Origin of the sequence: Sphingobacterium detergens (genome assembly GCF_003610355.1) — a bacterium.
Classification (GTDB): domain Bacteria; phylum Bacteroidota; class Bacteroidia; order Sphingobacteriales; family Sphingobacteriaceae; genus Sphingobacterium; species Sphingobacterium detergens.
Genome location: NZ_RAPY01000001.1, coordinates 914,181 through 930,140, shown reverse-complemented (window position 1 = coordinate 930,140; position 15,960 = coordinate 914,181). Strand labels below are relative to the sequence as shown.

General features: G+C 38.3%; 12 protein-coding genes. 3 read left to right on the top strand and 9 right to left on the bottom strand.

Features of this window, described 5'->3' with window-relative positions; all coding sequences use genetic code 11:
• Positions 1 to 68: 68 nt before the first annotated feature.
• From DFQ12_RS04000 to DFQ12_RS03985, 4 genes are all read right to left on the bottom strand, one after another.
• Positions 69 to 614 (bottom strand): HAD family hydrolase, encoded by a 546-nt coding sequence (locus DFQ12_RS04000; protein WP_120257716.1) that lies wholly within the window; start codon positions 612 to 614, stop codon positions 69 to 71.
• 260 nt (positions 615 to 874) lie between these two features.
• A complete protein-coding gene (locus DFQ12_RS03995; protein WP_208642429.1) occupies positions 875 to 1,492 on the bottom strand; it encodes a hypothetical protein in 618 nt (205 codons plus the stop codon).
• Between the two features lie 47 nt (positions 1,493 to 1,539).
• Positions 1,540 to 2,151: a DUF4304 domain-containing protein gene (locus DFQ12_RS03990; protein ID WP_120257715.1), complete on the bottom strand. Its 612-nt coding sequence runs from the start codon at positions 2,149 to 2,151 to the stop codon at positions 1,540 to 1,542.
• 59 nt (positions 2,152 to 2,210) lie between these two features.
• A complete protein-coding gene (locus DFQ12_RS03985) occupies positions 2,211 to 2,999 on the bottom strand; it encodes a DUF2711 family protein (RefSeq protein ID WP_120257714.1) in 789 nt (262 codons plus the stop codon).
• Positions 3,000 to 3,159: 160 nt separating this feature from the next.
• On the opposite strand from DFQ12_RS03985, the gene DFQ12_RS03980 reads away from it, so the two are divergent.
• On the top strand, positions 3,160 to 3,615 hold the full coding sequence (locus tag DFQ12_RS03980; protein ID WP_120257713.1) for a hypothetical protein: 456 nt from the start codon (positions 3,160 to 3,162) through the stop codon (positions 3,613 to 3,615).
• A gap of 425 nt (positions 3,616 to 4,040) precedes the next feature.
• Here the strand turns inward: DFQ12_RS03980 and DFQ12_RS03975 are convergent, their stop codons facing one another.
• The 5 genes from DFQ12_RS03975 to DFQ12_RS03955 form a co-directional block, all read right to left on the bottom strand.
• Complete coding sequence (locus DFQ12_RS03975) at positions 4,041 to 6,209, bottom strand: glycoside hydrolase family 97 protein (RefSeq protein ID WP_208642428.1); 2,169 nt, start codon at positions 6,207 to 6,209, stop codon at positions 4,041 to 4,043.
• 86 nt (positions 6,210 to 6,295) lie between these two features.
• Positions 6,296 to 7,438 (bottom strand): SusE domain-containing protein, encoded by a 1,143-nt coding sequence (locus tag DFQ12_RS03970; protein ID WP_120257711.1) that lies wholly within the window; start codon positions 7,436 to 7,438, stop codon positions 6,296 to 6,298.
• A gap of 31 nt (positions 7,439 to 7,469) precedes the next feature.
• Positions 7,470 to 9,179, bottom strand: a complete 1,710-nt coding sequence (locus tag DFQ12_RS03965; protein ID WP_120257710.1) for a RagB/SusD family nutrient uptake outer membrane protein — start codon at positions 9,177 to 9,179, stop codon at positions 7,470 to 7,472.
• Positions 9,180 to 9,199: 20 nt separating this feature from the next.
• Positions 9,200 to 12,142 carry a SusC/RagA family TonB-linked outer membrane protein gene (locus DFQ12_RS03960; protein WP_208642427.1) on the bottom strand — a complete coding sequence of 981 codons (2,943 nt, stop codon included), beginning with the start codon at positions 12,140 to 12,142 and terminating at the stop codon, positions 9,200 to 9,202.
• Positions 12,143 to 12,534: 392 nt separating this feature from the next.
• A complete protein-coding gene (locus tag DFQ12_RS03955; protein WP_120257708.1) occupies positions 12,535 to 14,211 on the bottom strand; it encodes a DUF6377 domain-containing protein in 1,677 nt (558 codons plus the stop codon).
• 272 nt (positions 14,212 to 14,483) lie between these two features.
• Here DFQ12_RS03955 and DFQ12_RS03950 point away from each other — a divergent pair, with 272 nt between their 5' ends.
• On the top strand, positions 14,484 to 14,735 hold the full coding sequence (locus tag DFQ12_RS03950; RefSeq protein WP_120257707.1) for a hypothetical protein: 252 nt from the start codon (positions 14,484 to 14,486) through the stop codon (positions 14,733 to 14,735).
• 196 nt (positions 14,736 to 14,931) lie between these two features.
• On the top strand, positions 14,932 to 15,597 hold the full coding sequence (locus DFQ12_RS03945) for a DUF4844 domain-containing protein (RefSeq protein WP_120257706.1): 666 nt from the start codon (positions 14,932 to 14,934) through the stop codon (positions 15,595 to 15,597).
• The last annotated feature ends 363 nt before the right edge of the window (positions 15,598 to 15,960 follow it).

Here is a 15,960-nt window from a genome sequence, read left to right as displayed (position 1 = left end):
ATCCAATATATATAATTTTGTAAAGAACTGAAAATTGAAGATGAGCAATTCATAATGACAAAGATGATCTATCTGGACATATCTTGAGTCCTCCAATATCTTTTGTCGATTTTTCGGACATTTTCAACATTTTTAAATTTCTTTAAATAGCAAGCCAATAGGAGTAATTCATTATCGTTATCGTTCCCTGTAAATTCAGCTATTTGGATTGCATTGCCATAATTCAATATTGATTTTTCAGCGGTGTCATCTATTATAAGCGTTCTTTCCAATACAAAGCCTTTGCGTTTTACCTTGGATAACCTTTTTACGTAATAGTATTCATCAGTCACACTCATCCGTTTTTTTGTTGTGCGAGATCGTCCCCAGATAAACTCAAAATCGACAGCGGCTGGTTTTATTTTATCAACGAGCTCATTTACATAAGTATCATCTGCAGAGCTCCAAACGGCCAGTTTAAAATCTCCAGCCATCTCTGATAAAAAATAGGCTAAATTTGGACGGACATATACATAATATTGCCCTACAACAAAGTCTTCCTGCTGTATCAACTTATCTTTTGTGGCGTACAACAATGTCTCGTCCAAATCCAATACTAAGAGAGTTTCCTTCATTATTTTCTACATATTCATTTGTTGTATTCTGAACATTATTATACAAATTTTTCAAAGTTGACCCGGCCAATTTCTGTTCAACAATCCCGAAGTCGTTCATGATAATCGAAAAAACTTGAAAGACAGGAGACTATTTTGCATCTTTTAGTATAATAGTTCATAAGTTTCATCTTTTTTATTGTAGGTTGGAAAATATCATATTTTCTTCAACGGAGATCCCTATATGATCTAATTCTTCGCTATGCAAAATACCTTACGTACTATTTCCAGTAACTATTAAGGTATTTGTCAATCTGATTTCTGTCTCTTAAATCGATTAATTGCAAGCTATTCCAATCCGCTAAAACCATTTCGTATTCTTCTCCTAAGCTATATAGTACACCTTTAATCAATTTGAATTGTTCTCGTGAAATTTCCGCTCGAGAATCTGGTGCATTAATCGCAAGCCAAATATGTTTTACAAATTCTTCTTCTGTTTCAATAAATATAGTGAAGTTTGGGAAACCAAAAGCTTTAGAGGATACTGTTTCGCAGTTAGCTATTTTATCGCCTACATAGTTAATGCTTTTTGCTTTTTCAAATTTATAATCTGTTAATAGTTGACTCAGCGCGTCTGTTCGGATTTCTTCTGAAAAAGTCGTTATAGACATCTGCCCGACTTCGAATATTTCAGTAAACCCCAGACCTTCTCTTGATTGATCCGCAGGAATTTTTATTTCTGTCATCCTCTCTACAATAGACTCACTATTTTCAGCGGGGACAATTTCAATTTGACAATAATCGTCGTCCCAATAGAAGGGTAAGTACGTATTTCTCTCAGCCTCAGCTTTTGAAAAAGTCTTTCGTTTAAATATCCTGAAAAAGTCCAATAATTTCATCACGTCCTGTTCACTATATTAAATTTCAATTAAAAAAAGCCATTTTATTAAATTAAACCCTGCTTTTCTGCATATTCTTTGAGGCTTGCCATTTGTTGCGGATTATATCTTTCGTTTGATAATTTTCTGTATTCAGCTCTGGCTTTATCCAGGAGCTTTAGCTCTGCGAAAAACGTCATTTTAGCGGCGGTGTGCAGTAAGGTTTCAGAAGCTTCCAGTTCGTTGATAAGCTTTTGTACTGTGTTTAATTTTTCAAAGAATGGTAAAATGAAACTTGAAATATTGTATTTCATTTCGGCAATTAGTTCTTCAATATCTGTCGTCGTTGTTATATTATACCAAATATCGGGTAGGCCTCTCATGCAGCTAATTCTTTCTCTTATCATACACTCAGGTTCGGTGGGATATGCCGGTACATCTTTGTTATGATAGTTAAAGCACGCTAACCAATACTCGGGTGAAAATATTCCAACGTTTATGGTGAAACGGATATCGTCTTTGGTGCTATATCTACTTTTTTGAATATTTATGATGTGACCGATTTTCTCAAGCGGCAGATAAAAGTTGTTAGCCTTCTTTTTAAAACCAAGCGGTTTTAAGATTTCAATAAAGCTTTCCTTTATGATTCTGTCAAATTTTTCTTGGGTTTCTGTTTTCATATATGACTGTTGGACTATATTATACTGAATTTGTTTCAGGCTATAACTTTATTTTATACCTAAGTGCTGTATTCCCAATAATGATCTGTATTGTCATTACAGAGAAAACCTTCAAACAAATTGCTTGCGATAAGCTGGTCCATTTTATTCTGATCAGTTGCAATTAAAAAGAAGAAGCTATCCCACTCAATGGTAAATAGAACTGCCTTATCAGCGGAGTACAGGTAATAATCTTTACCGCCAATCTCATCACAGAATTCATATTCCGTTAATCGATCAAGATCCACAGTTGTGGTATTTTCATAAAACTCGTCCGTTATCAGGATCTGGTTCTTTCCCAGGAGTTTGAAAGTTTTGTAGATGGCCATCTTTGAAAGCATGCCAAAGGCACCTTCAGTTGGATGGTAGATACTTTCGTTATCCGTATAATTGTTAAGCTTTTCCATGAGGTCCGGTCTAGTAAAATTTCGGTTTAATGCACCTATTGAAGTTCTTAGGGCGGTATTGAGTTCCGCATAACCCGCAAGGGCTGAGCTATTCACGATACTGTTCCAGCATATTGCTTTTCCTTCCCGAAAAATATCTTCATCGGGAGGGTATCGGTCATTGTTGTAACTATAGATATCTCTCTTCGCTTGGGGAAGTTTTTTTAATAAATCAATTTCCTTCAGCGCTTCTTCATGCGATAGTAACTTGGCTTTTTTTAAACTAGTTTTGTCCGTTTCCTCTCTGTCAAGTTGAAAGAAGGGGAGCAATGCGATGAATACGGTTTCATAATGATCTTTGAAATGCTCTTTTATTGCCCCCTGGTGAGGGTATAACATTTGCTCGTCAAATATGTCGCCCATAAGATATCGGTTAAGTAAAAATAGTCATTATTTCAAATCCAATATATGTAATTTCGTAGAGATTTTAAAATCGGAGAAGAGCCAGATCTTGCCTCCTTTAGCTGTTGCAGACGGAAAAGCTTCATCAAGTTCCTTAAGTACTGATTGTAAATAAAATAATATGAATTTATCACGCAAAATTGCAGGAAATTTGTTGGTAGCTATGCTCGCTCCGATATTTTTTAAGATAGGATGGATACCAGTGGTATTTGACGCTGTATTTTATAATAAATACAAATACTACGATTTTCAAATCGATTCTCTGGGAGTATTTCTTAAACATGTCTATCTTGAGACCTTTATTTATGAGTATTTATTTGCAATTATTATAATTTTTTTACCCTTTCAACTTATAAAAGATTATTTAGATAGAAAATCCTCAGTAAGTTTCTTTAGAAAAATGATGTTATTATCATGTATAGTGGCGGTTGCAATCCTATTAGTTGGGACTTTTAGCAACATATGGTGGATTCCTTGGTACGAAAATTTCAAATATTTAGTTTTTTCACTAGGTTTTGGCGTGTTATTCTCGTCAATACTTGATGTCGTAATTGATCGTCATATCGAAAAAAGTTAAGGTCATATTAGTATAACTAAAACAGTTTTTCCTTTGTTAAGGGTACTTTTCGTAATATAGGTTAATAACTCAGAAACCCATTGCTTCCCAAGTTTTGGCTGTTCTGATATCCAGACTCTTAAAGTGAACGATTCCATTTTATTTCAGAAAGTCGGATCATGTGAATGTATTTTTTTCTGTCAGTAGCCCATCATGTTCTATTTTGAAATTAAAACCCATATTCCCTGAACAAATTTCATCCATCCCGATCTTACAATGTTATATTACCTATTGGTGACTTTCATTTCGCACAATTGAATCCCCATAGTAATGATTGGGACGATAAAGTTTAGCTTTTTCTTAATAGATGTTCAAAAAATATAGTTTCTGTATTCAGAAATTTATTCCAAAAACAGAAACTATATCATTGTTGCTAAAATTAAATTTTACTTGTTAATCGGTATTATCGATATGGCATAACCACCGCCTTCGGCACAATGTTGAACTATAGTATCCTTTTTCGTTACTCTTATAGTTTTTATGGTGTACGCTTGTGGTTTTGTCTTATAGTTCGCATCTGCCGCGTCACCATAAATAGTCGCCAAATAGGTCTTTCCTTCATCCAGAAAATCGAATTTTATCTTCGATGCTCTACTGACGTTTCCATTTACACTTCCCAAAAACCATTTTTCTGTATTTTTTTCCTTACGGGCAACTGTAATATATTGACCGGGCTCCGCCTCTAAATATTTACTGTCATCCCAATCCAGCCCGACATCCTTAATAAATTGAAAAGCATCCGGGAAACGATCATAATTTTCTGGAAAATCTGCTGCCATCTGCAAAGGACTATACATCGTTACATATAGCGCCAATTGGTTGGCCAATGTACTATTCACATGGGCACCATTGGTCAGGTTCATTTCAAAAATACCGGGGGTGTAATCCATTGGACCGCCTATCAGTCTTGTGAAAGGCAAGATCGTTACATGATTAGGTTTTATGCCACCGAAAGCATGGTATTCTGTACCTCTAGCAGATTCATTGCCTATCAAATTTGGCCAGGTACGTGCTAGTCCGGTCGGACGTACAGCTTCGTGCTGATTGACCATAATTTGGTAGGAAGCCGCTTTTTCTACCGCATACTGAAAATGGTTATTTGTCCATTGGCTATAGTGGTGGTCACCCAATGGAAGAATATTTCCTACATACCCACTTTTTACAGCATCATAACCAAATTGGTTCATCAGCCTATAGGCCGTATCGATATGGCGCTCATAATTGCGGATAGATCCAGATGTCTCATGATGCATTATCAGTTTCACACCTTTGGAATGTGCATATTCGTTTAATCCTTTGAGATCAAAATCAGGATAAGGCGTGACAAAATCAAAGACATAATCTTTATCATTGCCAAACCAATCTTCCCATCCGATATTCCATCCTTCAACCAAAACACCGTCAAAACCATGTTTTGCAGCAAAATCTATATACTTTTTAACGTTTGCTGTTGTCGCCCCATGGGTACCATTTGGTTTCGCCTTACTGAAATCTGTTATTCCCAATTGGACAGACGGAAATTCATTTGTATAGGACCAACTACGCTTACCGGAAATCATTTCCCACCACACGCCTACATATTTTGTAGGCCTTATCCAGGAGGTATTTTGTATTTTGTTTGGTTCATTCAGGTTATAGGTCATCTTAGACGCCAGTATTTCTCTTGCATCATCACTTACGATAATTGTTCGCCAAGGTGAGGTAGCGGGTGCTTGCATTTTACCCTTATCGCCATGTGAATCTGGTGTAAGCCAAGATTCAAAAACAAAATTTTTGTCATCCAGATTGAGGTGCATCGTCGAATAATTCAGACAGCTTGCCTCATGTAAATTGATGTAAACACCGTCGTTGGTTTTTAGCATCAACGAGGTCTGCACTCCCGTTGGAGAGAAAGAGGTTTGAGAGACGTTTCCACCTTCGTAAGCGCTTCCCATCAAACTCCTTATTTCAGATAATTTAGATGTGGTATAATTATACTCCTGGGTATCATAATCGCCGGGAATCCAATAAGCGGTATGGTCACCGGTCATGGCAAACTGGCTACGTTCTTCTTTAATCGTGAAGTAATTTAGGTTTTTCTGCCGTGGGAATTCATAGCGAAAACCGAGACCATCATCAAATAAGCGAAAACGGATCACAATCTGACGCTCCGTCTGTTTTTGGTTTAACGTGACAGCAAGTTCATTATAATGATTTTTTACATTTTTGGTTTCTCCCCATACCGGTTGCCATGTTTCATCGAAAGTGCTGGTCTTTGAATCGGATATTTCAAAATTGCTATAAAGCGAGCTCTTATTTTTTAGCTGGATTTCACCATCCGTTTGTCCCTTTAAGTGTAATTCTTCATCCGGTTTGAGCTTGAGTTCCAATCCCAGATTACTGGTCTTGATCACCACTTTATTTTTAAACTTTAACCCGTAGGTTGGTGTACCTTCTTTCGTCAATCCAAAGGCCAGTTCAAATCTTCCATTGGGCGATTTCAACTGCTGCCCCTGTGCTACGATCCCGGTACAGCACAAGACGACAAATAAAAGAAAAATTGATTTTTTCATCATTTCTATTTTAGCATATATCTATTAAAATTCAGTATTGTAATGCGCTTTTGGATTACTTCGTAAATCGCAAAACCGTCTCATCCGGCTTAGTTTTTGACAATTGAAATTGTTTCGTAAAGCTGATTGAAGGTAATTTTATACGTTCCAGCTTCGGTAATTTTCCATTTGTTGTCGACTTTACCCTCAGCGATAATTATTGCATCTTTTCCTGTCGTTCCCTCGCCATTGGTTGGTGGCATAAAGAAATCTCCGTCCCAGCTTCCTGTTGCGGTTGGTATCTTAAATTCGCCCACTTTTAATGCGCCTGTGTAAGTAAACTCATAAGGGTTTCCGGCTGTAGGCACCATCGGTGTTGGATTATCTATTGTCCAACCGGAAGGCACAGCATCCCCCACGAGCCATATCTGCTTGTACGGGGTAAAAGGTTTGATCGTGATAAAAGGGCTTGCACTGATATTAAGCAGAATCTTGTAAGCGCCAGCACTTGCAATGTTCCATTTATAATCCGGGTTTCCTCCCGGGACCAGCTGAACAGCAGTTTCGGAAAGCTTTGGATGGTTTGTTAAAGGCATAAAGAAATCTGTTCCCCAATTTCCTGTCGCTACAGGGATTTTAAAGTCACCCGCATTCAGTACTTCATTAAACTTAAACTGAAAGGCATTGGTCGGATCCTTCTTCATCGCATTTGGGTTGTCGATATTCCAGCCATTTGGCGTAGCATCACCCACCACCCATAGGGATGCATACGCCGCACCGACCGGACCAGGAACAACCTGTATACTGATTGTTTTAGATGTTGTTGACAGCGTTTTTGACGGAATTAGTCCGAGCACAGTGATATCCAGTTTGGATTCAACATTGGCAGTCATCTTCAATTTCTCAACGAGTATAGCGTTCAATTCACCTTGTGTAAACCGTTTGCTTATTGCTCCAGAGGCAACTGCTACACTATCCTTTTGCTCGCCGTTAGCCAGGATTATTTTATAAGAGATCATTGCGTTTGAAAATGCCGGCCATGATACCGTAAGAGCATCCTCAGACGGCTTACTCGGATTAATGACCACCTTATCAGCAGATGCTGTAATAGCAGTAATTTCGAATGGCATCGGGGTAGGAGCATCCAGTTCTTTCGAACAGGACTGCACCATGATTAAACATACGCTCCACAGCAGGATATTTCCAAGTTGCTTTGAAGCCGAAAATCTTATATTCCAATTAAATTTCATCATTTTCAAATGGTTTTATACTGACTAAAACTGATTAGTATCCGGGATTCTGTTGCAATGATGGCGTTAGGGTGAACACACTCTGACCAATAGGATAAATTTTGGTATGATCACTATTGTCAGGTTCTTTATCCCACCATTTTCCAGAATTGAATTTACCCCAACGAATTAAATCGGTTCGGCGTCGTCCTTCGACCAGGAACTCACGCCCCCATTCATCGATCATTTCCTGATCGGTCAATTGCTGTCCCGACTCCAGGTACAGGCTGTTTGAGCCAGTTGGATAGTTACGCTTACGCACTGCATTCAACAATTTTGCCGCGGATCCTTTATCTCCGGCTCTATATTTACATTCAGCCAGTGAATAATAAATTTCAGCAAGTCTAATCTCCGCAAATGCCGAAGAAATGGCATTCGGATCCTTGGAAGGATATATCGGATATTTCGCAACCCATAAGCCAGAGTTGTCATCGGCATGGTTCATATTGGATTCCTTATCTGCGATCTTTGTTCCCGGAGGAGTATCCTTAAACCATCCCACCTGATCACGGGCAAAGATGGTATATCCTCTGTTGCTTTTGACCAATTTTGTCGGGTCGCTGTAATAGGGGAGGTAACCGAACAAAAACATACCTTCTCTTTTGCTATTGCCAAGATTTTTATATTTCTTTAACCGGAGATCATCTGGATAGCGCTGAAATTTGATAAAGGGCTTACCGAGCGCAAAATTATACTCGACACTATCCACATCCCGTCCTGGCTGAAGGGCATAGCGCGTATTCATATTTCCGAAATCGGTAAATCCGAAGAAATTTTGAGCCTGATGTGGTGCCATCCACCAATACATATCCGAAGTATAATGCCAGTGTGTGCGGGCCAAAGTTGCAGGGAATCCATAGATCATTTCACTAGAATTTGCGTTATCGTAATCAAAAGGTTTTGACCATATCGTTTCCAGTTGGTAATTGCCATATTTTCCGTCGATGATATCCTGACATACCGCTGCACATTCGGCATATTTGCTTTGCCCCGTATAAACTTCAGCATTCAGATAAAGTCTGGCCAATAAGGCCGCGGCACCACCTTTTGTCCATCTACCAATACCCGTTGTGCCGAGATCCTGACGGAGCGGCAATCCGGGAATCGCATCTTTCAGCTCCTTTTCAATAAAGGCGAACGTTTCAGCAGGCGTCGCTTGCGGCGGAGTTGCCGTTTCACCCTTTACTTTTGTTACCAGCGGAATATTCCGGTATAAATCAAAAGCCCGTAGGTTGAACCAGGCCCGGAGCGTCTTCAGCTCAGCCACAAAGTCGGCCTTTTCCGCTTCAGTGATCTGAACTTTTTGAATATTCACCTTTTCGATATCCTCAAGCGAGTTTGTCGCTAAACTGATGCCCTGAAAAAGTGCTTTCCACATATCGCTGGTATAGTCATCCTGAACTGTCCAGCTGTGGTAATGCGCCCGTTGGTATTTGCCACCATCAAACCAGTCGCCGTCTCTATTGGGAGTCATCAATTGATCGGCAGGAAGTTCCTGTGCGTAAAATAGACCACCACCCTGAATCGACCAAAAGGCATGTTCAAACGGTCTCAGAAAATCACGGATCACATCTTCTCTTTTCTGTAAGAAATTGTCAGAAGTAATTTTATCATATAAGGTTTCGTCAAGCTTGGTACAGCTTGCACTTCCCAATATTAGGGTGCTTATAGAAAGGGGAATTATATAACGTAATGAAAATTTCATCTCTTTGTTGTGTTTAATCGTTAGAATTTAACCTGCAAACCCGCTAGGAATTGTGCTGTCGATGGATAGTAAGACAAGGATGTATTGATACCGGGTGTCAGTCCATTAACGGATATTGCTTCAGGATCACCTGTTGTAAACTTGGTGAACGTATATAGATTGCGTGCTACGGCATACACCCGGATCGAACTGATTTGCTTGACAGGAGGTTTGATATTATAACCGATCGTAATGTTGTCGATTTTTACAAAATCACCTTTCTCCAAGAAGTAATCCGAAAGCGTAGAATAGGTCTCTGCATTGGTCAACGCAGCATATTTGCCCTTTCCATAAGCCGATTTGAGCACATTAGCACCAGATTGCGTAACAGGGGTTCCCAGATAAAAAGCGGTCGTGTTAAAGAGGTCGTATTTAAATGAACCTCGTAAAAATACCGAAAGATCGAAGTTTTTATAAGTAAAGTTCTGCCCTAAACTGGCGGTAAACAATGGTAATCCATTGCCTACAAAACGTTTATCTTCTTCCTTAGCCGTATTCCCGGGTATAATATTGTTTTCCTTATCATACACCATCAAACGTCCAGTGGCGTCGATACCGGCAGATTCGTACATATAGAAACTGCCAATTCTTCGTCCTTCTTCCAGACGTTGAGCTGGTCCGGGCGAGCCCGGCGAAGGCATATAGGACATGAATTGAAAGTTTTGCCCCTGATAAATATCATTTGAAAAGGAAGCGAATTTATTGCTATTTGATGCCCCAGCGAAACTCACTGAATATGAAAAATCTTTCTGGCTGAGGATTTTCGCATTTAATTGCACCTCCAGGCCCGAGTTTTTCATGGTCCCTACATTGGCAAAGGTTGTTGTTAACACGAATGGTGGAACCGGAACATTATAAGAGCCCAATAGATCTTTATTGGTACGTACATAATAATTGATACTTCCACTTATTTTTCGGTTGAAAAGATCAAAATCAACGCCGAAATTTAAGTTCTGTGCTTTTTCCCAACGAAGGTCATAGTTTGTATTCTGACTGGGACCCCAAACCTGGTAAGATGCCCCGTTAAATGCAAAATATCCATAGCCTTGATACGTATCCAACGAAAGGTAACTGCCAAAGTCCTGATTCCCGGTCTCACCGTAATCTGCCCGAAGTTTCAGGTCATTGATCCAAGACGCTTTCGGAAAGAAATCCTCCTCCATAATCCGCCAGCCTAGGGAGAGCGCGGGGAAATAACCCCATTTGTTCAGCCTTCCAAATTTAGAAGAACCTTCATAGCGCAAACTCGCCGATGCATAATATTTATTTGCTAAATCATAATTTACCCTTCCAAAAAAAGCAATCAGTTTCGCATCATTTTTGTATGAACCAACAGATCTGAACGTGTAATCACCAGGCTGAGGATTGGTAGGAATAGGGACGTCATATTGACCTGAGCCCAGATTATTATACGTCAGTACATCAGATGGGAAATTTTGGTTACCTGCATTCATTCCTGAATAGAGAAAATAATTATAGGCATATCCGCCTAATACGTTGATATGATGTCTTCCGAAGCTTTGTTTATAGTTTCCCGTCCATTCAAATACATACTGGTCACTTTTTTTATAATTTCTTCCCGCAGAATTTCTACCACTATTTCCATTGATCGCGCCCGTATTGTAGGACGGTGTAAAATTGAAATCAAAAAAATCAGAAGACTGTTGTGCCAGTGTTACCTGTGTAGACAGGTTTTCCAAAATGTTAAGTTTAAAAGCCGCATTCCAGTCCAGGTACTTTCCCTCTGTTCCGTCCAATACCGTGCGAAGCTCTTCAACAGGATTATAAGCACCAGAAAAACCGGTATTGATATAATTGAATGCATTTGGATTTTTTGCATCCATCAGCGGCAATGTTGGATTTAGTGTCAGACTTTGATTGAATGCATTATAACTGGCATTATTTGCTTTAAGGGATCTAGGCGCAATGGTTACAGTAGCAGTATACAGGTTATTGGCGGAGGTATGGGACAGATTCAACCGCGCCCCGTATTCTTTCTTGTCCGAACGTAAGTCCAATCCATGAGCATTACGCAGGTCGAAGGAGACGATATAATTGGTTTGTCTGTTTCCACCAGCTAGCTGAAGCGTGTTTTTTTGATTAAAGGCAAATTTGCGCGATACTTCTTTAAACCAATCCGTATTCCCTCCAAAATCCGTTCCCCGGTTATGTTTTAAGAAATCTTCGGCACTGAGCACCTGGATACGGTTATTCGGTACGTCAAAACTCGCATATCCATCATAAAAAGCGTAAGGGTCTGAAGTGCCTTTTTTTGTTGTGATAATAATCACACCATTGCTTCCGCGTGTTCCATAGATAGCCGAAGCTGCACCGCCTTTGAGTATATCGATGGATTCAATATCGTTTTGATTTAAATTGTCAACATTACCTCCGGGAACACCATTAACTACATAAAGCGGTCCAAGTCCAGCATTGCGGGAAGACACACCACGTAGTTGCAGGCTGGGAGAGGAGTTCGGATCAGACTGGCCAGTGTTTACTACACTGAGCCCAGCTACCTTGCCCGCAAGTGAATTGAGTACGCCATTTCCACCAAATACGTTGAGATCCTTACCGCTTAGATGCGTAATGGCGCTGGTTACTTCTTTTTTATCTAGGGTTCCGTAGCCAACCACTACAACGTCAGCTAACCTTTCTTCATTTGTTTCAAGCGTTAGATTATAGACCGTGCTGTTATCAATATTCTTTTCTAATTTTTTATAGCCTAGAAAACTTATCTGTAATTTATCCCCGACATTTACTGCGGATAGTGAAAATCTTCCTTCGGCATCTGTTTTAGTAGCTTTTGGTTTTCCGGATACGGAAATAGAAACACCCGCTATTGGTTTACCTGTCACATCAAGAATTTTCCCTTGAATGTTTTTTTCTTGAGCTTGTGCCGATGTCATTATCAGTATCCACATAAACACAGTGAATAGATACTTTAAAGACGAGCACTGTCTTAAATAGATTACCCTCATAAATTGGTTGTTTAAAATTTTTAAATTATCCCTTTTTTGCTGCTTAGGTAGTTTCCAAAACAGCCATTGGTTATAGTTCCAAATCTAGAGAAACCAAATCCTAGGAAAAAGATCACAAACGCAAAATATAAGTCTGATAAATATTTAAGTGTTTGATTATTAATAAGTAAACCTGTATTCTCCTAAAGAAAAATATAGATATGATGGCCGTAAATTAGGTCGGGAAATAGCCTTTCGCGTAGCAGATAACCTCAGTTTAGCGCGCAGGACGATAGCTAATACAGCGAATAGAAGCTGTATAGATGGGGTATTTAAATTTATCGGGAGTCTTATTGCTAAATACTTTTAATCGTTCCGATCTGCATGATGTTTTTATCAAATTCATCCTTATCTATGATCGCTTTGCTTTTAATTTTTGCACGATAAGTATAAATTGTGTTTAGGGAACAATGTAGAAATCCAGCAATTTTAGATGAATCATTTACACCCAGGCGGATTAAGGCAAAGATGCGCAATTCGGTATTCAAAAGCTCATTCGTTTTAAGCATGATCTTTCCATCTTCGGTAAGCAGCGCGTTGAAATCGTCTACAAAACTGGGAAAGAGATGAAGAAAAATATGATCAAAGGTATTAAACAGTTCCTTTTTCTCTTTGTCTATTCTCTCGTTAGATTTGACCAAGTTAAGGAGCTCCGAAATTTTGTCTCCCATGATCATTTTCTTTATTAAGGTCTGAAATTTCTCCAATTTCGTGATGTACATAGAACAGATATCAAGAAAATGTCCGATGTATACCTCTTTGATCTGATTGGATTCATACAACAAATTGTTCGTTTTGGACAGTTTTTGGTTTACGATTTTATATTCTTGATTTTTAGTTTGCAATTCGTCATTTAACTTATTGAGATCCTGATTTGCTTTGAATAATTCGAGCCTGAACCGACTTACTTTTCTCATCTGTTTGTACACATATATTATCGCTAGTATCAATAATATGGAAAGGACGGAAGCAACAATTAAAAACGTAAACAATTGCTCCTTTTTTTGTTTTTGATGTTCCTGGTAGGAGGCATCAATAATCGGGAAAATCTGAGAAACTTCATAGGTCCTAAATTTAGCATTGCAGAAGATTGCGTCCTCAAGCGATGATTTTATGCATATATAAGATTCATCGATGTAACCTTTTTGGTGCAATAAAAATGCTAACGCCTGCATGGAAGTATTTTCCTTTATCGCATTTTTAATATCGCAACCTGCGGATATAATCAGAAATTCGCCCTGTTTGCCTACATTGCCTTCCTTTCTGTATATTTCTGAAATTGCAAAGGCAAGCATTGCTTTTTCATGGCTATCCTCCTTTATCGTTTCGTATATTGAATTCAAGATTACTTTAGCCTCTTTTATCTTGTCCAGATCGATCAGCTTTTCCGCATATACCATTTTGTAGTGATTCGACGCTTTATCCAGCATTGTTAATAACGAATCACGATAGGTATGGCTAATTGCTAAATAATTTTTTTGGTTATAATTATGGTAGGCATAAAACTTGAACAAGTTTTTTTGAGCATCCAGATATTTTACTTTTAGGTGATTGTTTAATTTTTGGACTGGTATTCTATCCAAAATATCTTTAGAATCAATATACATACCTGCGACCAGATAGTGTAAAGAAAGGTCTAATTCCGTTTCTAGGATCCAATTTGGATGCTGGAGTCTATTTGCCAGATCCAAATTTTTCTTAGCGTAATAAATAGCGGAATCAGATTTATAAGATGCGTATGAGCTACTCAGCTGTTTTTGTAATTCAAATTTTAGATTTAGGTTGTCGGCGCTATTGTCCAGCTTTTTTTTTATTTGGGAAAGATAAAGCTCTTTTTGTTCAACAAAAGTATCTTTATTTTTAATGAGATGGGTCAGATTGAGAATTAGAGAGTCTGTTAAAACAATCGTGTTAGCTTTGGAAATTGTAGCTATAAAAAATAAAATCAGATATATAAATACAGGTTTTCGCATTTAAATTAGTTAAGGCTATTCACGTTAAATAAATTGAGTAAGCCAAATATAGATAAATAACTCGAGTTTGTCCAATGGCGTTTTTCGTAGCATACATAACAATAAGGATGTAGTATTTATTGTAAACAACTTTTTCGTTAAACAAGATCTAACAATATAAATCTATCCGCTAAGCGTATCCAATTTCCTCACCAACCTTTCCCGCTCATCGCTACCCGTGATCGAAAAACGAAGTAGGGGCAGACCATACTTTTCCAGAATAGCATCTTTCATTGCGTCACGTTCCATTTGTCGCCCCTCCTGGGTATGGTAAGCATAACCATAGTCAGGAAGAACAATTGAAACGAGCGCACGAAAAAGCAATTGCCGAAGGAAGAGCAGAGGGAGAAGCTAAGGGTAAAACGGAAGTAATAAAAAACCTCTTGTCTTTGAATAAGTTTTCGATTTCGGATATTGCAGAACTGGCGAACGTCACTGTTGATTTTGTAAAACGAATTGAGGCAGATATAGTTAAAGAAAAATAAGGTATATTTAAAATCTAGGATTTCAAGGCCGCTTGGACAGTATCCAAGCGGCCTTTTCTTTCTTATGTAATAACCTGCAGGTATAAGCGTGCAGCAGAAACTGTCCACTTTTTTATGTAATTTGGTTTCATGGAAAAATATTAGCCAAGTGCAATCCTAACAGGCCGAAAGATTGAATACCAAACGGACAATTTTAATGAAAAACAAACAGACAACATTAAATAAATTAAATACCTTTATACTGCGGGACAAGTTTTCTATTTCTGCTTGGGAAGAACGGGGACTAAACCCATCTGATAGTGAAATCTGCAACAGGCTTCAAAGTTTATTCAACGATTGTGCTAATAATTTAATTGAAGCTGTAAATTCCGATTATAAACCAAGACAACTCAAAAGCATTTTAAAAAAATCGTTGGGCAGCATCGATCGTTCAGATTATGATACAGAAGAGCGTGAATTTATCTGCGATTATTTCGACACACTTTCAAAAATTGTTTCAGTTGACTTTAAAGACAACTTAAATGGATGGCTTTATGGGAAAGTGCTTAATACACTATTCAAATTGACTTCATTTTTCAAAAGACAAGACAATATAGTTGAAATTTTATCTCAAGACTGTACTCAATGTGGTTCAAAACTGGAGACATTCATTATAAAAAAAGAAGAAGGTATTCCGGACTATAGTTGGAATATTATTCAATGTAGCAACTGTAATGAATTTAATTTACTTTCGACAGGTCCAAATATTAAAGTAATGCGTTTTGGTAATTATAAATCAATTGAGCAATTGCCGAAAGCGGAATACACGGAGGAGCAAGCCAACCTGAGACTTGAACAAATAAAATTCTTTAGAAAAAAATGACAGAGCGAAGAAGGGTAGCACATAATAGTATCCATTCAGTCATATGTAAAAAATTTTGCTTAGGATATTGAGTATCCCACAAACAACCCCCAACGGCTGTCGAAATGGATTAATAGATGCATGAGGACAGCCGCTTTAGCCGAATTGGTAAATGAACCAAGATGACGAGCTCAAAATATTATAAAGACTGCTGAAAATTAAATGTAATAAGTGTAAATAGTATTGCGGCTAGCGCCGAACCAACATACATTGCATACAATCCCATTGGGGAAAGAATAGATACAGTAGTGCCAACTGTGATGATAAAGTTGACAATACTCAAAAAACAATGTAGCAATATATCGGTCAATTTTTCTTTCGCAC